Raw genomic sequence first — 18387 nt, 5'->3', positions numbered from 1 at the left:
AGGCTCCAGCAGATTATTCAGGCAATTGGTTGTGGCGGCGTAACTGGCGGATCAGCCCGGCGTGGTCGAGTTCACCGTCACCGGCTTCGATCATGGCCTGGAACAGGCCATCCACCAGGCTGCCCACCGGCAGGCTCAGGCCCAGCTTTTGGGCCTGGGCGAGGGCAGTGCGGGTGTCCTTGAGTTGCCATTTGGCCGGGCCACCGGGAGTGAAGTCGTTGTCGAGCATGCGCTGGCCGTGCTGGCGCCAGATCGGCGAATCGACAAAGCCTCCCAGCAGCGCTTCGTGAACCTTGGCCGGGTCGGCACCGCCGCGTTCGGCCAGCAGCAGGCCTTCAGCGACGGTGGCGATGGTGCTGGCGACAATCAGCTGATTGACCAGTTTTGACAATTCGCCGGTTCCGGCCGGGCCTACGTGGACCGGACGGCCCATGGCCGCCAGCACCTGGCGCCCCTGTTCAAAGGCCGCCACTTCACCGCCGACCATGATCGCCAGGCTGGCTTCACGCGCCCCGCGCTCACCGCCCGACACCGGCGCGTCGAGGTAGTGCAGCCCCAGGGCAGCACACTGGCGGGCCTGCTCCACGGCGCTGTCCACCGCAATCGAACTCATCACAATGACCAGCGCCCCGGGGGCCAGAACCCGCGCAGCGCCGCCTTCGCCGAACAGCACCTCATCACAGGTCGGCCCATCGCTGAGCATGCAAACCAGCACCTGGGCGCCTTTGGCCGCCAGAGCCGGGGTCGGCAGTACCTCGGCGCCATGGGCAGCCAGTTCCTGGGCCTTGGCCGGCGAGCGGTTCCAGGCCCGTACCGGATATCCGGCCTGCAACAGGTTGCGGGCCATGGGTTTGCCCATGATCCCGGTGCCGATAAACCCTACGGTCGCCAGACTCATGCTTTACCTCCTGCGGCTGCGGGGATGGCGCTGCCAATCTGCGACACCTTGTTGCGCGGCATCAGCACCATGCCCAGACCACCGGCGCCCACCAGTGCGGCGATCACCAGGAAACCCGGGGTATAGCTGCCGGTTACGGTGAACAGGTAGCCGGTCAGATATGGGCCGACAAAACCGCTGAGGTTACCGATGGAGTTGATCAGGCCAATCCCTGCGGCGGCTCCGACCCCGGTCAGCACTTGCCCCGGCACTGCCCAGAACACGTTGATGGCGCTGTACACACCCATGGCCAACAGGATGAAGCCGATGACGATGATCCACGGCTGGTTGAGCCACAGCGCGACCGCGATGGACACGGCGGCCAGCATGGCGGCACCGCCGGCATGCCAGTGGCGTTCTTGCAGACGGTCCGAACGACGGCTCCACCAGATCATCGCGACGGCGGCGACGGCGTAAGGAATGGCGGTGATCAGACCGTTCTGCATCAGGCCGATCTCCAGCCCGAACGAGCCGCGGAACGATGCCAGCACCGTGGGCATAAAGAAGTTCATCGCGTTGGAGCCCGAGGTGATGCCGAAATACACCAGCGCCAGCAGCCAGACCTGACGGCTGCTCAGTGCCTTGAGGATCATCTGGCCTTTGGTTGGTTGCAGGCCCACCACCAGCGGTTTGTTGCGTTCTTCCTGTTCCAGGGTGCTGATCAGCCAGTTGCGCTGCTTGTCGGTCAGCCAGTGGGCATCGGCCGGGTGGTCAGTGAGGTAGAAATAGCAGACCACACCGAGAATCACCGCGGGTACGGCCTCGACGATGTACATCAGGCGCCAGCCGACGAAGCCCCAGGCATCGCCCAGCTCCATCAGGCCCACCGACAACGGGGCGCCAATGATTTGCGCGATGGGTACGCCCAGGTAAAAAGTGGCGATCATGCGGGCGCGGTAACGGCTCGGGAACCACAGCGACAGCAGATAAATTACCCCCGGGAAGAACCCGGCTTCAGCAATACCCAGCAATACGCGCAGGGAGATGAAGTGCACCGGCGTCTGCAGGAAGCCCATGGCCCCGGCGATGATGCCCCAGGTCACCATGATCCTGGCGATCCAGACCCGGGCGCCGTAGCGGTGCAGCAGAATGTTGCTCGGCACTTCGAACATGAAGTAACCGAGGAAGAAAATCCCGGCGCCCAGGCCATAAATGGTCTGGCTGATACCGATGTCTTCGTTCATCCGCAGGGCGGCGAAACCGACGTTGTTGCGGTCCAGAAAGGCGACCACAAACAGCAGGATCAGAAAGGGGATCATGCGTTTGGTAACGCGTTTGATCGTCTGTTGTTCGATGTCCGAGACATCGGTGAGTGGAGTGGTCATATCGCACGGCCTCAGTTTTTTATTGTTGTGAGTAACGTGAACCTGTTGTGCAGTGTTCTGTAGGAGCAAGCTTGCTCGCGAGCTCTTCAAGATCTAAAGATCGCGAGCAAGCTCGCTCCTACAGGTTATAGGCGAGGTCTCAAACGGCAGTGTCTTCAATATGCGCGCGCACGATGGCGTCGAAATCGGCGTCGGCAGTGAAGCCCAGGGCGCGGGCGCGGGGCGCCTCGACCTTGCTCGGCCAGCTCTCGACGATGCGCTGGATGGTCGCGTCCGGTTCCCAGCGAATCAGTTTGGTCACTTGCTCACCCGCGACCCGTTGCAGCGCCGAGACCATGTCGTGAACGGTGGTGGTCACACCCGGCAGCGGGATGATCCGTTGATTGCCCAGGGTCTCTGGCGACAGGGTCATGCCCAGCAGCATTGACTCGATAATCCGCCGTGGCGAGGTCAGGTAGACCTGTGTGTCCGGGCGTACCGGGCAGACCGCAGGCAGGCCCACCAGCGGCTCGCGGATAATCGAACTGAAGAACGTCGATGCCGCCTTGTTCGGTTTGCCGGGGCGTACTGCCACCGTTGGCAGACGCAGCACGCGGCCATCGACAAAGCCCTTGCGGGCATAGTCGGCCACCAGCAGTTCGCCCACGGCTTTTTGCATGCCGTAGGACGATTGCGGGGTGAGTACCGTGTTGTCGTCGACCACGTCCGGCAGCTCGCCACCGAATACGGCGAAGCCGCTGGCATACACAAAACGCGGGGCGTTGCCCTGTTTGCGCAGGGTTTCGAGTAACAGCATCAGGCCGTGCAGGTTGACCTGCATGCCCAGGTCGAAGTCGGCCTCGGCAGCCGAACTGACCACCGCTGCCAAATGCCACACCAGGTCCACGCCGTCGGTGACCCGGGCAATCACTTCGGGGTCGGCTACATCGCCGGTCACCAGTTCGATACGCGGGTCGACGGGGAGGTCTTCACCGGCAAAGGTGTCGAACAGCACGATGCGCTCGATCGCGCGGGGGGCCTGGCCTTCAAGCGTCAGGCTGTTGAGGTCGAGCAGGCGTTGGGCCAGTTGTTTGCCGATGAAGCCGGTACCGCCAGTGATCAGAATCCGCATGTGTTGCTCCTGTTTCTTATGATTATTTTCAAGGCCTGCTGTGGGTCAGTCAGCCTGTACCGTGCGCTGGCGTTGCTCGCCGAGGCCGCTGATGCCCAGGCGTATTTCCTGCCCGGGACGCAGATACACCGGTGCCGGTTTTACCCCCAGGCCCACGCCCGGCGGAGTGCCGGTGGAGATGACATCCCCCGGTTGCAGCGACATGCAGCGGCTCAGGTAAGCAATCAGGGCCGGGATCTGGAACACCATGGTGCGGGTATTGCCGTTCTGGTAGCGCTGTCCGTCGACCTCAAGCCACAGGTCAAGCTGGTGCGGGTCGCTGATTTCGTCGCGGGTGACCAGCCACGGGCCGAGGGGGCCGAAAGTGTCAAAGCCCTTGCCCTTGTCCCAGGTGCCGCCACGTTCCAGTTGCCACTCGCGTTCGGAGACATCGTTGATCACACAAAACCCGGCCACGTGGTCCATGGCATTGTGTTCATCGATATTGCGTCCGCCTTTGCCGATCACCACGCCAAGCTCCACTTCCCAGTCGGTCTTGGTCGAGTCGCGGGGGATCTCGACGTTGTCGTTGGGGCCGCAGATGGCGCTGGTCCATTTACTGAACACCACCGGTTCCGATGGCACATCCAGGCCCGACTCGGCGGCATGATCGGCATAGTTGAGGCCGATGCAGATGAACTTGCCGACCTGGCCGACGCAGGCGCCAATGCGTGGCGAACCGCTGACCAGCGGCAGGCTGCAAGGGTCGATTTTGCCCAGGGCGGCCAGGCTTGCGGCATCCAGTGCCTGGCCGGCTACATCGGCGATGTGTGCCGACAAATCGCGAATCTTGCCCTGGGCATCCAGCAGCCCCGGTTTTTCCTGACCTTTCTCGCCGTAGCGCAGCAGTTTCATAAAAACTCCTTCATCCAATAAGAAAAACGGTGCCTGCAGGAGCGGGCTTGTTCGCGAGCGTTTCAAGCCAGAGCTCGCGAGCAAGCTCGCTCCTGCAGAGGATTTATGCATTTCAGTTACTCATCCCGCCATCAATCACCTGGGTGGTGCCGGTGGTGTAGGCGCTGGCGTCGCTGGCCAGATACAAGGCCAGGCGGGCGACTTCTTCGGCGGTGCCGATGCGGCCCATGGGCTGGCGGTCGACGAATGCCTGATACACCTCGGCTTGCGTACGGCCCTGTTCCAGCGCCTGTTGGGCAATGCGCTGGCGCAAGGACGGCGAGTCCACCGTGCCGGGGCAAATGGCATTGCAACGGATACCCTGGCGCACGTAGTCCGCGGCCACCGATTTGGTCAGGCCGATAACTGCGGCCTTGCTTGCGGTGTAAGCAAAGCGGTTGGGTACGCCTTTTACGCTGGAAGCCACCGAGGCCATGTTGATAATGCTGCCACCGCCCGCGGCCAGCATGCCGGGCAGGAAGGCGCTGATCATGCGGTACATGGCCGTGACATTGAGATCGAAGGAGAACTGCCAGGCCTGTTCGTCGCAGTCCAGCAGTGCGCCGCTATGAACGTAACCGGCGCAGTTGAACAGCACGTCCACCGCTCCGACCTGCTGGCAGACGGCAGCGATGGCCGCAGGTTGCGTCACGTCCAGTTGCAGCACGCGGATCCCGGGAATGTCCTGCAGTGCCTGAATGTGCAGGTCGGTGGCAATGACCTCGGCGCCTGCATCGCGGAACGCGAGCACCGATGCCAGTCCGATTCCCTGAGCCGCAGCGGTGATCACTACGCGTTTATTGGCAAGGTTCATGGGCGGTTTCCATTGTTTTTATTTAGCGCGACCGGTTCACCCTAATATTGCTTCTCGATAATCGCCAATGAGATATTCTTAAGTCTCAATAACCGGAGGTTATCGGATGGCTGATGTCGGATTTAATCAACTGTGCAACTGGCTGCGCTATCGCCATTTGGTGCTTATAGACACCCTGGCGCGCACGCAAAACATGCATGCCACCGCCCATGAAATGAACATCAGCCAGCCCGCGGTGAGCAAGATGTTGCGGGAGATCGAGCACCAGCTGGACTTTGAAGTGTTTGCGCGCTTGCCACGCAGCATGTCGCTGACCGATCTGGGCAGTCATGTGGCCCGGTTTGCCCAGATCGCATTGAATGACACCGGGCAGTTTGTCGGTCAGATCAATCATTTGCGCCAGGGCGGCCATGGCCTGCTGAAAGTCGGCACCATCTACGCCGCCACGGCTTTGGCCGTTCCGGCGGCCATTGTGCGGGTCAAACAAGACTGGCCGCTGCTCACCTTGCAGGTGCTCGAGGGCACCAGCGCCAACATGCTGGCCATGCTCGAACACAAGGAGCTGGACGTGGTGGTGGCCCGCTTTACCCTCGACCGTCATCGCGAACTGTTTGATTTTCAGGCCCTGGCGCCGGAGCCGCTGTGCCTGGTCACGGGCAGCCAGCACCCGCTGGCCGGGGCCAGCGAAGTACCGCTGGCTGATCTGGGCAGTTGGCCGTGGGTGATTTACCCCACGGGCACGCCGATGCGCATGCGGGTGGAGCAGGCCTTTGTCGAAGCGGGCATGCAGACCCCGGAAAACACGGTAGAAACCGTGTCGCTGCAAACGACCATGCAACTGCTGCAAACCACCCCGACGGTGGCGATGCTGGCAGAGTCGATGGTGGAGCCGGAAATCCGCGCCGGGCGCTTGACCCGTCTGGCGCTGCCGTTTCCGCTGGTGCTGGCCGATTACGGGGTCATTACCCGGCGCAACGAAGTAGCGCAATGGTCCGCGAAAGCCTTTATCGATGCACTTTTGAGTGGCCCGGATGCTCTGCGCGGTCCCCCCCAGACGCCTTGATAACTCGAGGTTATTAGTCGATCGAATCATGTGATTGGGCAGTAACCGGGACGCCAACTACAGTGAGCAACGCTCCACCTGTCGGGCAGGAGCGCAACCGCTCACGAGAGGCGTGCATGAAAACAATAAAAACCTACAAAAACCTGACGATCTTTTTCCTGTTCCTGATTGGCGTGGTCAACTACCTGGACCGCAGCGCCTTGTCCATTGCCAACACCACCATCCAGCACGACCTGGCCATCAGCCCCATGCAGATGGGGGTAATGCTCTCGGCCTTTTCCGTGGCCTACGCCTTCTCGCAGTTACCCCTTGGCGCCTTGATCGACAAACTCGGCAGCAAACTGGCGCTGGGTGGATCCCTGGTGGTGTGGTCGGTGGCGCAGGCGGCATTCGGCCTGTTCAGCAGCTACGGGCATCTGGTGGGGCTAAGGGTATTACTGGGGATTGGCGAAGCCCCGGTGTTTCCTTCGGCGGCCAAGGCCTTGTCCGAATGGTTCGACACCCAGGAACGTGGCACGGCCACCGGCTGGGTCTGGTCATCGACCTGCATCGGGCCATGCCTGGCGCCACCATTGCTGACCGTATTCATGGTTCATCTGGGCTGGCGCGGGATGTTCATCCTCACCGGTGTCATGGGGCTGTTGCTGGCGGTGTGCTGGTTCAAATTCTACAAAAGCAAAGCCCAGTACATGGCTGAGACGGGCCGCGCCGAGCCGGTGGCGGTGCAACAGAAAAAGGCGCCGAAGGTGGCCTGGACCTCACTGTTCAGAGACCGCAACACCTGGGGTGCGTTTCTCGGATTCATGGGCGTGATCTACATGATCTGGCTCAACCTCACCTGGTTGCCCGGTTACTTTGAGCGCGAACACGGCCTGGACCTGTATCGCACGGCGTGGGTGGTATCCCTGGCCTATCTGTTCGGCGCGCTGGGCACCATCGTGGCCGGCAAGTGCTGCGACCGTCTGGTGGCGCGCGGCATGCGGGTGCTGGCCAGCCGCAAATTGATGGTCATCCTCGGCTTGCTCGGCGGGGCGCTGTTCACCCTGATCGTCGCCTTCACCACCAACGTTGTGGCCTGTGTGGTGCTGCTGTGCCTGACCATGTTCTTCATTAACATCTCCAGCGCCACCGCGTGGATGATCGTCAACACCATCGTGCCCTCGGAGCGGGTGGCGTCGTTCGGCTCGATCCAGAATTTCGGTGGTTATCTGGCGGGCTCCGTGGCGCCGATCCTGACCGGCTTCAGCGTGCAGCAGAGCGGCTCTTTTTCCACGGCGTTCGTGATCAGCGCGGTGGTGGCGGTGTGTTCAGCGTTTGCCTACTTCGCGCTGCTCAAAGAGCCGGGTGTACCCGTAGAACCGCGACTCAAGCCGGATGGCGCACCGGCAGCGGCCTGAAAGCGAACTTCTGCAGGCGCGAGCTTCTTGTCGGAACGAGCTTCTTGTAGGAGCGAGCTTGCTCGCGAGCTCTTCAAGGGCTCGCGAGCAAGCTCGCTCCTACAGGGGGGGCAGGGGGGTGGGTGGGTTTTTATCCCGGTGACTGCACCGTCTGCGCGCCGTCGGCCTGCTTGCCCGCCCTTGCCGAGCGCATCAACATCAAGGCTCCCAGCAACGCCATAGCGGCCAGGAAGTACATGCCCGCATGGGGGTTGTTGAAGTGTTGCTCAGCCCAGGTCTTGACCGTTGGCGCGAGGAAGCCGCCGAGGTTGCCCAGGGCGCCGATCACCGCAATCCCGCTGGCCGCTGCCGCACCCCCCAGAAAACGGGTTGGCAAGGTCCAGAACAGCGGTTGCACCGTGATAAATCCGGCTGCCGCGACACAGAACGCCAGAATTACCAGTGGCAAGCTGCCGCTCAAGGTCGAGCCGACCATGCCCACCGCTGCCAGTGCCAGCATGATTGCCGCGAAGCGGGTTTGCTGGCCTTTGCGGTCGGCATGCCGGGTCACGGCATACAGCATGATCACTGTGGCGATCCACGGGATCGACGTCAGCAGGCCTACCTTCAGGCCAATGCCGGTGCCCAGCAGTTCGGCGATCCGGGTCGGTAGATAAAACAGCACGCCATACACGCTGACCTGAATCGTGAAGTAGATCAGGGTGAAGTACAGCACCTTGGGGTTGATCAGCGCGGCGCGCCACGAAGACGGGCCTTTGTTGGCTTTGAGCTGTTGCTCTTTGTCCAGCTCGTGTTCGATGGCAGCCTTTTCATCGTTGCTCAACCACTTGGCGTCCCGGGGTTTGTCGGTCAGGTAAAAGAACGCAAACACGCCGATGACCGAGGCCGCGAGGCCTTCGGTGAGAAACATCCATTGCCAGCCGGTGAGGCCGAACTGCGCGGACTCCAGCAGCCAGCCCGACACCGGGCCGCCCACCATCAGCGACACCGGCACCCCGAAGTAGTAGATGCCATAGGCCGAACCGCGCTGGTTCTGCGGGAACCAGTAGGTCAGGTACAGCACCACCCCCGGCGACAGGCCGGCTTCGGCCACCCCCAGCAGAAAGCGCAGAATGTAGAAGCTGGTTTCGTCGTGGGCAAACATCATCGCCGCCGACACCAGGCCCCAGGTGACCATGATCCGGCTCAGCCAGATACGCGCGCCGACCTTGTGCAGCATCAGGTTGCTGGGTACTTCAAACACCGCATAGCCGATGAAGAAAATACCCGCGCCCAGCGCAAACGCGGCGTTGCTCAGGCCGGTGTCTGCCTGCAAGGCGTGTTTGGCAAAGCCGATGTTGGAGCGGTCGATGATTGCCATGGCAAACATCAGTGCGACAAAGGGCAGGATGCGCCAGCGGATTTTGCTGAGTGCTTGTTGCAATACGGGGTTGGACATGAAGTGCTCCGTTTGTTTTTTTTATGGAGTACAGCAATCAGATTTTTTTCAGGGCCGCACGGGCATAAGCTGCGACGATCACAAAACAGCCCATCGGCAACAGATAAGCCACGGCAGTGGACGAGTGGTCGGCCACCAGCCCCATCACGTAGGGCAGCAACGCACCGCCGACAATGGCCATGATCATGAACGAGCTTCCGCGCTTGGTATGCGCGCCCAGATTCTTCACGCCCATGGCGAACAGGGTCGGAAACATGATCGACATAAAGAAGAACATCGCCACCAGTGCCACCACCGAAACGCCTTCAAACCCCAGCACCACCACCACGCAGAGTGCGACGTTGATCAGCGCATAAATCAGCAGCATAAGCTGGGCATTGACCCGGCCCATCAGCCAGGTGCTGAAGAAACGGCCGAACATAAAACTGAGCATGGCCACCGACAGCAAATACGCGGCTTGCTGGCTGCTCATCTGCGCCCAGTGTTCGGTCACGTAGTTGATGAAGAACGCGCCGACGCCGACCTGCGCGCCGACATAGAAGAACTGGGTGATGACCCCGGTGACGAACTCGCGGTGCTGCCACAGGGTTTTGGGGTTGTGCTGCTGAACCTCGGCTTCCTGCTCGCGCAAGTCGGGCAGCGGGGTACGGGCAATCAGCACAGCGACCAGCAACACCATCGCGGCAATGACCAGATAGGTCATTTGCAGCGATTGCGTGGTGTCGGCGCTGTTGGCGCCGCTGAAGAACAGTGCACCGCCAATCAATGGACCGAAAAACTGCCCCAGGCCATTGAACGATTGCGCCAGATTCAAACGTCGCTCAGCGCCCGCAGGTGAACCCAATACCGTGGCATAGGGGTTGGCGGCGGTTTCCAGGCAGCCCAGGCCGCAGGCAATCACAAACAGGGCGAACAAAAAGAACTGAAAGCTCTGCGCGGCGGCGGCCGGCATGAACAGCAGGGCGCCTGTGGCGTAGAGACACAGACCGAGGAGGATACCCGCCTTGTAGCCGTACTTGTCCATCAGCAAACCGGCGGGCAGGGCGATCAGAAAATACGCCCCGAAGTACGCGCTTTGCAGCAAGCCCGATTGCGCCTTGCTGACGTGCAGGGTTTCCTGAAAGTGCTTGTTCAGCACGTCCAGCAGGCCATAGGACAGGCCCCATAGAAAGAACAGGCAGGTCACCAGAATCAGTGCCCAGCGATAGGACGTAACCCCACGGACAATGGGCGGTGCTGCGACGTTCGAGTGCTTGAATGACATGGCGCATCTCCTTGTTATTGTTGTTAGAGCGTTGTATCTGCCGGCATGAATCACCGAATCACCTGTAGGAGCGAGCTTGTCTCGCGATCTTTTGATCTTGAAAGCTCGCGAGGCAAGCTCGCTCCTACAGGGTTATGTGAGGCTGAAGATCCGGGTCATTGGTGCCTATTTCTCTGTCTGTTGTTTTTAGAGCGTTGTATCTGCCGGCATGAATCACCGAATCATCTGTAGGAGCGAGCTTGTCTCGCGATCTTTCGATCTTGAAAGCTCGCGAGGCAAGCTCGCTCCTACAGGGTTATGTGAGGCTGAAAATCCGGGTCATTGGTGCCTACTTCTCTGTCTGTTGTTTTTAGAGCGTTGTATCTGCCGGCATGAATCACCGAATCACCTGTAGGAGCGAGCTTGCCTCGCGATCTTTTGATCTTGAAAGCTCGCTCCTACAGGGTTATGTGAGGCTGAAGATTCGGGTCATTGGTGCCCATTTCTCTGTCGGTGGTGTCCAGGGCGTAGGTTGCTGAAAGCGCCACATCAGTGCTTCCCATTGCTGCACGTTGGGGTCGCTGGCAGCGGCCTGTGCAAACGCGTCGCTACTGAACTGCGGGCCGGTGTCCATGACCATGAATAGCCGTGTACCCAGGCGCCAGATCTGCATGTCCAGTACGCCATGGCGGTGCAGGTGGGCGCTGATCTGTGGCCAGATCCGTTGATGCAAGCGCTCGTATTCGGCAATCAGCGCCGGGTCGTCGATCAGGTCCAGGGCCAGGCATTGGCGGTTCATGTCAGCGCCCGGTCGAGGTGGGTGTAGCCGCCATCCACCACCAGCCATTGACCAGTGGTGTGGGAGGCGCGTGGCGACAACAGAAACAGCACGCTGTCGGCGATTTCTTCGCTGGTGGTCATGCGTTGGCCGAAGGGGATCTTTTCGACGATGCTCGCCAGCTTGGCCTCGGAGTCGGCAAAGCTGCTGATCCAGCGCTCGTAGAGCGGGGTCATGACTTCGGCCGGGATCACGGCGTTGACCCGTATGCCATCAGCCAGTAAAGAGGTGGCCCATTCCCGGGTCAGCGACAGTTGCGCACCTTTGGCCGCGGTGTAGCCGCTGGTGCCGCCTTGCCCGGTGAGGGCAGTCTTGGAACTGATATTGACGATGGAACCGCGGGTGGCCCGCAGCGCGTCAACGCACAGGTGGGTCATCAGGTAGTAGTGGATCAGGTTTTTTTCCAGGGATTCGACGAACGCCGAACGCCCGGCTTCAAGCCCCACGCTATCGTTGACCCCGGCGTTATTGGCCAGCCCGTCGATGCGCCCGAAACGCTGCAACACGCTGGCGACGGCGGCGCGGCAGGCGTCTTCATCGCGCAATTCAACCTGGATGAACAGACTTTGCGCGCCACGCTGATCCAGTTGCCGCGCCAGTTCATCGGACAGCGGGCTGTGGCCGAAAATCACCGGGATCGCACCTTCGTCAGCCAGGCCCAAAGAGATGGCTGCACCAATGCCCGAGCCACCGCCGGTAACGATAAAAACCTTGTCCTGCAGATAAAGATTCATTGCTTCACTCCTTCAATCCCGTAAATGGCGCAGGCATTGCCACCCCAAACCGCTGCTTGCTGCGGCGCACTCAAACCCTGCAGCGCGCTGTCGACCAGGCTGCAGGTATCGGCGTATTGGCTGGCCAGCAGGCACACCGGCCAGTCCGAGCCAAACATCAGGCGCTCGGGGCCGAACAGCTGCAGTGCGGTGTCCAGATAAGGCGTCAGTTGTGCGCTGTTCCAGTGTTGCCAATGGGCTTCGGTGATCAACCCCGACAGTTTGCAACTGACATGGGGCAGGGCGGCCAAGGGGGCGAGTTGCCGGGCCCAGGTTGGTAAATCGTTGGCCTGTACATCGGGTTTGCCCAAGTGATCGAGCACCATGGCGTGCTGGTCGTGCTGTTGGCACAAAGCGGTTGCAGCGGGTAAATCCGCAGCCTTGATCAGCACTTCATAGACCAGCCCCCGGCGTTGCAAGGTGTTCAACCCCCGGTTAAACGCCGGGTTTTGCATGAAGTCGGGCGGCGCGGGTTCGTCTTGCAACTGATGACGAAAGCCTCGCAAGGCCGGCGCTTGCGCCCAGCGTTCCAGCGACTGTTCAAGGTCGGCGGCGCACAGGTCGACCCAGCCCACCACGGCGTGAATCCACGGGTAGCGTTCAGCCAGTGCCAGTAACTGATCGGTCTCTGTTTCGCAGGCCCGGGCTTGCACGGCAATGCAGCCGTCGAACCCGGCTGCGTCCAGCAACGGGCGCAGATCAGCGGGCTGAAAATCCCGGCGCAAAGCGCTCATGTCACGGCCGATCCAGGGATAGGCCGCGGCGTCATAGCGCCAGAAGTGCTGGTGTGCATCGAGCCGTAGTGAGGGTGAGGACGACATTGTTATTGTGCTCCGTCCGTTGGTTTAGCCCCGATAGCGGTACTGTTCGCGGGACGCGGCTTTCATCTGGATCGAGAACCCCGGCGCCTGTGGCGGCATATAGGCCGCGTTGCGAATCACGCACGGGTCTTCAAAGTGCTCGTGCAAGTGATCGACAAATTCCACCACCCGACCTTCATGGGTGCCGGCCAGACACAGGTAATCGATCATCGACAGGTGCTGCACGTACTCGCACAGGCCAACCCCGCCGGCGTGCGGGCACACCGGCAAGTTGTACTTGGCGGCCATCAGCATCACGGCCAGCACTTCGTTGACCCCGCCCAGGCGGCAGGCATCGATCTGCACCACATCAATCGCTTCACGCATGATCAGTTGCTTGAACACGATGCGGTTCTGGCACATCTCGCCGGTGGCCACTTTGACCGGGGCCACACCGAGGCGGATCTTGCGGTGGCCTTCGACGTCGTCCGGGCTGGTGGGCTCCTCGATAAACCAGGGGTTGGCGAACGACAGTTCACGCACCCAGTCGATCGCGGTATCGACTTCCCAGACCTGGTTGGCGTCGATCATCAACTGGCGGTCCGGGCCCAGCACTTCACGGGCAATGCGTACGCGGCGAATGTCGTCCTGCAGGTCGTGACCGACTTTGAGTTTGACGTGGGAGAACCCGGCATCGACCGCTTCCTGGCACAGGCGGCGCAGCTTGTCGTCGGCATAGCCCAGCCACCCGGCCGAGGTGGTGTAGCAGGGGTAGCCGTTGGCTTCGAGCAGTGCCAGGCGCCCGGCTTTGCCGTGGGCGCGTTCGCGCAGCAAGGTCAGGGCTTCGGCGGGAGTGATGCAGTCGGTGATGTAGCGGAAATCAATGCAGCGCACCAATTGCTCGGGGCTCATGTCTGCCACCAGGCGCCATACCGGCTTGCCTTCGGCTTTGGCCCACAGGTCCCAGGCGGCGTTGACCACGGCGCCGGTGGCCAGGTGAATTGCACCCTTGTCGGGGCCGATCCAGCGCAGTTGGCTGTCGCTGGTGACGTGGCGCCAGAAACGCCCCATGTCTTCGGCGATCCATTCCAGCTTCAAGCCCACCAGCAGGCTGGCCAGGGCCTTGATCGAAGCGCAGCAAATTTCGTTGCCGCGGCCGATGGTGAAGGTCAGGCCGTGGCCTTCCAGACCCGGGGTATCGGTTTCGAGAATCACATAGGCGGCGGAGTAGTCCGGGTCCGGGTTCATCGCATCCGAACCGTCCAGGGATTGCGATGTGGGAAAGCGAATATCTTCAACGCGTACGGCGGTAATGGTGGTCATGGCGCAGCTCCCTGTCACTCGGCATTCACGGTGCGTTGGTTTTGTTCCCCAAGGCCGGCGATGCCCAGGCGGATTTGCTGGCCGGCGCGCAGGTACACCGGCTCGGGCTTGATGCCCAGGCCGACCCCGGGCGGGGTGCCGGTGGAAATCACATCACCGGGTTGCAGGCTCATGAACTGGCTGAGGTAGCTGATGATTTTCGGGATCTGGAAAATCATCGTCCGCGTGTTGCCGTTCTGATAGCGCTTGCCGTCGACTTCCAGCCACAGGTCGAGCTGATGCGGATCGGCGATTTCATCCCGGGTGACCAGCCACGGGCCGAGCGGGCCGAAGGTGTCACAGCCTTTGCCTTTGTCCCAGGTGCCGCCCAGCTCCAGCTGGAACTCGCGCTCGGACACGTCGTTGATCACGCAGTAACCGGCTACATGCTCAAGGGCGTCGCTTTCGCTGATATAGCGCCCGCCCTTGCCGATGACCACGCCCAGTTCGACTTCCCAGTCGGTTTTACGGGAATTGCGCGGGATTTCGATATCGTCGTCGGGGCCGACAATGGCGCTGGTCCACTTGCTGAACACCACCGGCTCAGCCGGGATGGCGGCGCCGGTTTCGGCGGCGTGGTCAGCGTAGTTGAGGCCGATGCAAATGAACTTTCCGACCTGGCCGACGCAGGCGCCAATGCGTGGCGAGCCTTGTACCAGCGGTAGGGTCGATGGGTCGATCTCTTGCAGGCGGGCAATGCTTTGCAGGCTGAGGCTGTCGCCTGCGATATCGGGGATTACGGCGGACAAGTCGCGCAATTGACCGTTGTTATCAAGCAGGGCGGGACGTTCCTGGCCTTTGTTACCGATGCGCAGCAGTTTCATGAAAATTCCTTTATCAATTATCAAGTCCCTGTAGGAGCGAGCTTGCTCGCGAGCTTTTTTCAAGATCAACAGCTCGCGAGCAAGCTCGCTCCTACAGGTGTGGAGAGGGGCTAGTTGCTCCAGCCGCCATCGATGATTTGTGCGGTGCCGGTGGTGAAGCCGCTGGCACTGGAACCCAGATACAGCGCCAACTGGGCGATTTCTTCGGCGCTGCCGATGCGGCCCATGGGCTGGCGTGCAGCGAAGGCGGCGTACACCTCCTCGACACTGCGGCCTTCGCGCAGGGCCTGTTCGCTGATGCGTTGACGCAGGGAAGGGGAGTCGACGGTGCCGGGGCAGATGGCGTTGCAGCGGATGTTCTGGCTCACAAAGTCAGCCGCCACCGAACGGGTCAGGCCAATCACGGCACCCTTGCTGGCGCAGTAGGCAAAACGGTTGGGCACGCCTTTGACGCTGGATGCCACCGACGCCATGTTGATGATCGAACCGCCGCCGTTACTCAGCATGCCCGGCAGGAAGGCGCGGATCATGCGGTACATGGCGGTGACGTTGAGGTCCAGGGCGAAGCTCCAGTCTTTTTCGCTGCACTGCAGGATATTGCCGCTGTGCACCACACCCGCACAGTTGAACAACACATCCAGCGGGCCAAGCTCACTGGCCAGGCGCTCGATGGCACCGGCATCGGTAACGTCTAAAAGAACAGGGTGTGCGCCTTCGAGGGCGTCGAGGGCGGCGGCATTGATGTCGGCGGCGAATACTTCAGCGCCAGCGGCGAGGTATGCCTGGACACTGGCCAGGCCAATGCCCTGGGCGGCGGCCGTGATCAGTACGCGTTTGCCGGAAAGATCCATAGATGCTCCGTGTTGCAGTTCATTATTTTTATTTTGGCCCAATGGTCAGGCCATTGTGGGCGTAGCAAATGGCAAAACCACGCAAGTATCGGGATAAGGTTTGCTATGATCGCTTTACGTTATCCGTTCAATGGTCAGGCCATTGGGCCTTTTGTAGCATGCACCTCAAGCATCAACAAGCGTCTTTTTTCCCCAAAAGTGCTCGTCGAACGCTGTCCAGACCAGAGCTTATTTCACGATGCCATTTCAAGTAATTGATAACCAAAGACTTTATCGACAGATCGCCGATCAGTTGCGGGCCTTGATCGACAGCGGAGAATTTCCGCCGGGCAGCCGTTTGCCGGCCGAACGCGAGCTGGCCAAGTTGCTGGGGGTGAGCCGGGCTTCTGTGCGCGAGGCGATGATTGCGCTGGAAGTGATTGGTCTGGTGGATGTGCGTGTGGGTAACGGGGTGCTGGTATGCGAGCCGCCGGTACAAGCGGTATCCAATGAACCGGTGATGGCCCAGGTTACGCGCAACCAGTGGAAAGAACTGGACCCCGAGCTGGGTATCGAGGTGGATTTCAGTGCCGAGATCCCGCCCTTCGCCTTGCTCCAGGCGCGCCGTCTGATCGAACCCGAAGCCGCGGCGCTGGCGGCGGTGAATGCCAGCGATGAAGAACTGGCAGGCATCCGCGAAGCGTTCGAGCGCAACGTGCAGGACAACCGCCAGGACTCGCACACCCATCCCGGTGATCGCCTGTTCCATATCCGCATCGCCCAGGCCTCGGACAATCCGGCCTACGCGCTGATGATCCAGCACCTGCTGGGCCATCGTTACGGCAGCATGTTCCAGCGCCTGCAAAGTCATTACGGCTCAGGTGACATGCCCCATCGTTCCGAAGATGAGCACCGGCGAGTGCTGCAGGCGCTGGAGCAGCATGACCCGGCCGCTGCGCGTCAGGCGATGGCCGAGCATCTGGATGAAGTGATCCGGATTTTCAGTCGCAGCGCTCAGTAAGCGCCGTGATCACAGCCAGGATTCGCTGATACGCCGGTCCAGCTCTTCCAGATCAGCCATGCCCAGTACCCGGGTGGTGTTCAGGCCGCGCAGATAGCCCCTGAGCTGATTTGCGGTAGAGCGCACGACGTCCACAGGTGCATGTTCGTCGTGCAATGCCTCTTCATACACCACCAGGTATTCAGCTACCCGGTCGCGAAATTCAGGGAGTACTGCTTCACGGATACGGTCGAAAGTTCTGAGCTTTTGATTAGTGTTCAAGTTTCCCCCTGTGGGAGTGTTGTTATTAGATGCGAGCTCAATGTATCTCACGTGAGCGTATCTACACAGGGGGCACGGCTATTTGCTTATGCCGCGTTGAGCACCGGCGCTTTATGCTGACGATAGAGCGCCATCGTTGCGCAGAACCCGCAGAAGGCCGCGAACATCAGCCAGAACGCAGGTGATGCCTTGTCTCCGGTGGTTTGCACCAGGATGGTCGAGATAGCCGGGGTAAAGCCACCGAACAACGCGGTAGCCAGGCTGAAGGCCAGAGAGAACCCCACCACCCGCACGTTTTGCGGCATGACTTCGGTCAGGGCCGCCACCATTGCGCCGTTGTACAGACCAAAGAAGAACGAGAAGTACAGCAGCACGATGAGCAGCCGTTCAAAGCTCGCGGCCTCGGCCAGCCAGTGCATGGCCGGGTAGGCGGTCAGCATGCACAGCAGGGAAATGCCCAGCAGCAGGGGCCGACGGCCGATCTTGTCGGAGAGCGCACCGCCAATGGGCAACCAGATGAAGTTGCTCAGGCCGACGAACAGGGTCACCACCAGACTGTCGGTGGTGCTCAGGTTGAGCACGGTTCTGCCGAAGGTCGGGGTATAGACCGTGATCAGGTAGAAGGTGGTAGTGGTCATGGAAGCCAGCAGGCCGCCCGCCAGTACGGTCCGCCAGTTATCACGCATGGAGCGGAACACTTCACGGGTACTCGGATGGTGGCGTCGGGCTTTGAAGTCTTCGGTTTCTTCCAGCGAACGGCGAATGACGAAGATGAACGGGATAATCGCGCAGCCGATGAAGAACGGAATGCGCCAGCCCCAGGCGGCAATTTCGGATGCCTCCATATAGGTATTGATCGAGTATCCCAGAGCGGCGGCCAGAATGATCGCCACCTGCTGACTGGCTGATTGCCAGCTGGTGTAGAAACCGGTACGCCCGGGTGTGGCGATTTCAGCCAGATAAACCGAAACACCGCCCATTTCTGCACCCGCAGAAAATCCCTGCAGCAGCCGTCCCAGCAACACCAGAACCGGTGCGGCAATGCCGATGCTGGCGTAGCCCGGCACCAGTGCAATCAGTACCGTGCCCGCGGCCATGATCGACAGCGTTACGATCAACCCTTTACGCCGCCCCACTTTGTCGATGTAGGCACCCAGAATGATGGCGCCCAGCGGGCGCATCAAAAAGCCGGAGCCAAAGACTGCAAAGGTCATCATCAGCGAGGCAAATTCGCTGGTCGCCGGAAAGAAGGTCCTGGAGATATAGGTGGCGTAAAAGCCGAACAGGAAGAAGTCGAACTGTTCGAGGAAGTTACCGCTGGTGACCCGCAAAATGGCGCCCAGCTTGGACCCCTTTTTGCGGCTTGTTTCTGTTGTTGTTTTCATCATGGCTACCGTCTTGCTGGATATTGTTATTG

Annotated in this window: 18 protein-coding genes; 3 read left to right on the top strand and 15 right to left on the bottom strand. The window is 60.8% G+C overall.

What is annotated here, in order from left to right; all coding sequences use genetic code 11:
- Nucleotides 1-13 precede the first annotated feature (13 nt).
- The 5 genes from EQV90_RS10320 to EQV90_RS10300 all read right to left on the bottom strand — a co-directional run bounded on the left by EQV90_RS10320 (nt 14) and on the right by EQV90_RS10300 (nt 5120).
- Nucleotides 14-898, bottom strand: a complete 885-nt coding sequence (locus EQV90_RS10320; protein ID WP_203008004.1) for an NAD(P)-dependent oxidoreductase — start codon at nt 896-898, stop codon at nt 14-16.
- Nucleotides 895-2262, bottom strand: a complete 1368-nt coding sequence (locus EQV90_RS10315; RefSeq protein ID WP_003440931.1) for an MFS transporter — start codon at nt 2260-2262, stop codon at nt 895-897. The genes EQV90_RS10320 and EQV90_RS10315 overlap by 4 nt, the downstream gene beginning before the upstream one ends.
- A gap of 139 nt (nt 2263-2401) precedes the next feature.
- A complete protein-coding gene (denD, locus tag EQV90_RS10310; protein WP_010655893.1) occupies nt 2402-3373 on the bottom strand; it encodes a D-erythronate dehydrogenase in 972 nt (323 codons plus the stop codon).
- A gap of 45 nt (nt 3374-3418) precedes the next feature.
- The gene (locus EQV90_RS10305) at nt 3419-4267 is read right to left on the bottom strand and encodes an ureidoglycolate lyase (RefSeq protein WP_003440933.1); all 849 of its coding nucleotides are present in this window, start codon (nt 4265-4267) and stop codon (nt 3419-3421) included.
- A 112-nt stretch (nt 4268-4379) separates the two neighbouring features.
- Nucleotides 4380-5120, bottom strand: a complete 741-nt coding sequence (locus EQV90_RS10300) for an SDR family oxidoreductase (protein WP_003440944.1) — start codon at nt 5118-5120, stop codon at nt 4380-4382.
- A gap of 106 nt (nt 5121-5226) precedes the next feature.
- Between EQV90_RS10300 and EQV90_RS10295 the strand changes: the two genes are divergently transcribed.
- The gene (locus tag EQV90_RS10295) at nt 5227-6183 is read left to right on the top strand and encodes a LysR family transcriptional regulator (protein ID WP_003440947.1); all 957 of its coding nucleotides are present in this window, start codon (nt 5227-5229) and stop codon (nt 6181-6183) included.
- A gap of 116 nt (nt 6184-6299) precedes the next feature.
- Nucleotides 6300-7580, top strand: a complete 1281-nt coding sequence (locus EQV90_RS10290; protein WP_003440950.1) for an MFS transporter — start codon at nt 6300-6302, stop codon at nt 7578-7580.
- Nucleotides 7581-7710: 130 nt separating this feature from the next.
- On the opposite strand, the gene EQV90_RS10285 is transcribed toward EQV90_RS10290, so the two are convergent.
- From EQV90_RS10285 to EQV90_RS10250, 8 genes are all read right to left on the bottom strand, one after another.
- Nucleotides 7711-9018, bottom strand: a complete 1308-nt coding sequence (locus tag EQV90_RS10285) for an MFS transporter (RefSeq protein WP_003440953.1) — start codon at nt 9016-9018, stop codon at nt 7711-7713.
- A gap of 37 nt (nt 9019-9055) precedes the next feature.
- Nucleotides 9056-10282 (bottom strand): L-fucose:H+ symporter permease, encoded by a 1227-nt coding sequence (fucP, locus tag EQV90_RS10280; RefSeq protein ID WP_010655890.1) that lies wholly within the window; start codon nt 10280-10282, stop codon nt 9056-9058.
- A gap of 445 nt (nt 10283-10727) precedes the next feature.
- The gene (locus EQV90_RS10275; RefSeq protein ID WP_003440958.1) at nt 10728-11060 is read right to left on the bottom strand and encodes an L-rhamnose mutarotase; all 333 of its coding nucleotides are present in this window, start codon (nt 11058-11060) and stop codon (nt 10728-10730) included.
- Nucleotides 11057-11833: an SDR family oxidoreductase gene (locus tag EQV90_RS10270; RefSeq protein WP_240878065.1), complete on the bottom strand. Its 777-nt coding sequence runs from the start codon at nt 11831-11833 to the stop codon at nt 11057-11059. The genes EQV90_RS10275 and EQV90_RS10270 overlap by 4 nt, the downstream gene beginning before the upstream one ends.
- The gene (locus EQV90_RS10265; RefSeq protein WP_240878064.1) at nt 11830-12693 is read right to left on the bottom strand and encodes an amidohydrolase family protein; all 864 of its coding nucleotides are present in this window, start codon (nt 12691-12693) and stop codon (nt 11830-11832) included. The genes EQV90_RS10270 and EQV90_RS10265 overlap by 4 nt, the downstream gene beginning before the upstream one ends.
- A 24-nt stretch (nt 12694-12717) precedes the next feature.
- Nucleotides 12718-13995 (bottom strand): L-fuconate dehydratase, encoded by a 1278-nt coding sequence (locus EQV90_RS10260; RefSeq protein ID WP_003440967.1) that lies wholly within the window; start codon nt 13993-13995, stop codon nt 12718-12720.
- 14 nt (nt 13996-14009) lie between these two features.
- Nucleotides 14010-14858 carry a fumarylacetoacetate hydrolase family protein gene (locus EQV90_RS10255; RefSeq protein WP_240878063.1) on the bottom strand — a complete coding sequence of 283 codons (849 nt, stop codon included), beginning with the start codon at nt 14856-14858 and terminating at the stop codon, nt 14010-14012.
- A gap of 110 nt (nt 14859-14968) precedes the next feature.
- Complete coding sequence (locus EQV90_RS10250) at nt 14969-15709, bottom strand: SDR family oxidoreductase (RefSeq protein ID WP_240878062.1); 741 nt, start codon at nt 15707-15709, stop codon at nt 14969-14971.
- A 238-nt stretch (nt 15710-15947) separates the two neighbouring features.
- Between EQV90_RS10250 and EQV90_RS10245 the strand changes: the two genes are divergently transcribed.
- A complete protein-coding gene (locus tag EQV90_RS10245; protein ID WP_003440976.1) occupies nt 15948-16709 on the top strand; it encodes a FadR/GntR family transcriptional regulator in 762 nt (253 codons plus the stop codon).
- 9 nt (nt 16710-16718) lie between these two features.
- On the opposite strand, the gene EQV90_RS10240 is transcribed toward EQV90_RS10245, so the two are convergent.
- Both EQV90_RS10240 and EQV90_RS10235 read right to left on the bottom strand, forming a co-directional pair.
- The gene (locus EQV90_RS10240; protein ID WP_010655885.1) at nt 16719-16970 is read right to left on the bottom strand and encodes a hypothetical protein; all 252 of its coding nucleotides are present in this window, start codon (nt 16968-16970) and stop codon (nt 16719-16721) included.
- Nucleotides 16971-17056: 86 nt separating this feature from the next.
- Entirely contained in the window at nt 17057-18358 is a 1302-nt protein-coding gene (locus tag EQV90_RS10235) for an MFS transporter (RefSeq protein ID WP_003440980.1), read from the bottom strand.
- Between the last annotated feature and the right edge of the window lie 29 nt (nt 18359-18387).

It is taken from the genome of Pseudomonas sp. TMW22089 (assembly GCF_022496645.1).
In the GTDB taxonomy this organism is placed as follows: domain Bacteria; phylum Pseudomonadota; class Gammaproteobacteria; order Pseudomonadales; family Pseudomonadaceae; genus Aquipseudomonas; species Aquipseudomonas paraversuta.
Note: the sequence above shows the minus strand (reverse complement) of the source record. Positions and strands in the feature narration are given on the sequence as shown.

Excerpts from the sequence above, each read along its gene's own strand:
- EQV90_RS10320 (WP_203008004.1), bottom strand. The coding sequence starts at position 898 with ATGAGTCTGGCGACCGTAGGGTTTATCGGCACCGGGATCATGGGCAAA.
- EQV90_RS10315 (WP_003440931.1), bottom strand. The coding sequence starts at position 2,262 with ATGACCACTCCACTCACCGATGTCTCGGACATCGAACAACAGACGATC.
- denD (WP_010655893.1), bottom strand. The coding sequence starts at position 3,373 with ATGCGGATTCTGATCACTGGCGGTACCGGCTTCATCGGCAAACAACTG.
- EQV90_RS10305 (WP_003440933.1), bottom strand. The coding sequence starts at position 4,267 with ATGAAACTGCTGCGCTACGGCGAGAAAGGTCAGGAAAAACCGGGGCTG.
- EQV90_RS10300 (WP_003440944.1), bottom strand. The coding sequence starts at position 5,120 with ATGAACCTTGCCAATAAACGCGTAGTGATCACCGCTGCGGCTCAGGGA.
- EQV90_RS10295 (WP_003440947.1), top strand. The coding sequence starts at position 5,227 with ATGGCTGATGTCGGATTTAATCAACTGTGCAACTGGCTGCGCTATCGC.
- EQV90_RS10290 (WP_003440950.1), top strand. The coding sequence starts at position 6,300 with ATGAAAACAATAAAAACCTACAAAAACCTGACGATCTTTTTCCTGTTC.
- EQV90_RS10285 (WP_003440953.1), bottom strand. The coding sequence starts at position 9,018 with ATGTCCAACCCCGTATTGCAACAAGCACTCAGCAAAATCCGCTGGCGC.
- fucP (WP_010655890.1), bottom strand. The coding sequence starts at position 10,282 with ATGTCATTCAAGCACTCGAACGTCGCAGCACCGCCCATTGTCCGTGGG.
- EQV90_RS10275 (WP_003440958.1), bottom strand. The coding sequence starts at position 11,060 with ATGAACCGCCAATGCCTGGCCCTGGACCTGATCGACGACCCGGCGCTG.
- EQV90_RS10270 (WP_240878065.1), bottom strand. The coding sequence starts at position 11,833 with ATGAATCTTTATCTGCAGGACAAGGTTTTTATCGTTACCGGCGGTGGC.
- EQV90_RS10265 (WP_240878064.1), bottom strand. The coding sequence starts at position 12,693 with ATGTCGTCCTCACCCTCACTACGGCTCGATGCACACCAGCACTTCTGG.
- EQV90_RS10260 (WP_003440967.1), bottom strand. The coding sequence starts at position 13,995 with ATGACCACCATTACCGCCGTACGCGTTGAAGATATTCGCTTTCCCACA.
- EQV90_RS10255 (WP_240878063.1), bottom strand. The coding sequence starts at position 14,858 with ATGAAACTGCTGCGCATCGGTAACAAAGGCCAGGAACGTCCCGCCCTG.
- EQV90_RS10250 (WP_240878062.1), bottom strand. The coding sequence starts at position 15,709 with ATGGATCTTTCCGGCAAACGCGTACTGATCACGGCCGCCGCCCAGGGC.
- EQV90_RS10245 (WP_003440976.1), top strand. The coding sequence starts at position 15,948 with ATGCCATTTCAAGTAATTGATAACCAAAGACTTTATCGACAGATCGCC.
- EQV90_RS10235 (WP_003440980.1), bottom strand. The coding sequence starts at position 18,358 with ATGATGAAAACAACAACAGAAACAAGCCGCAAAAAGGGGTCCAAGCTG.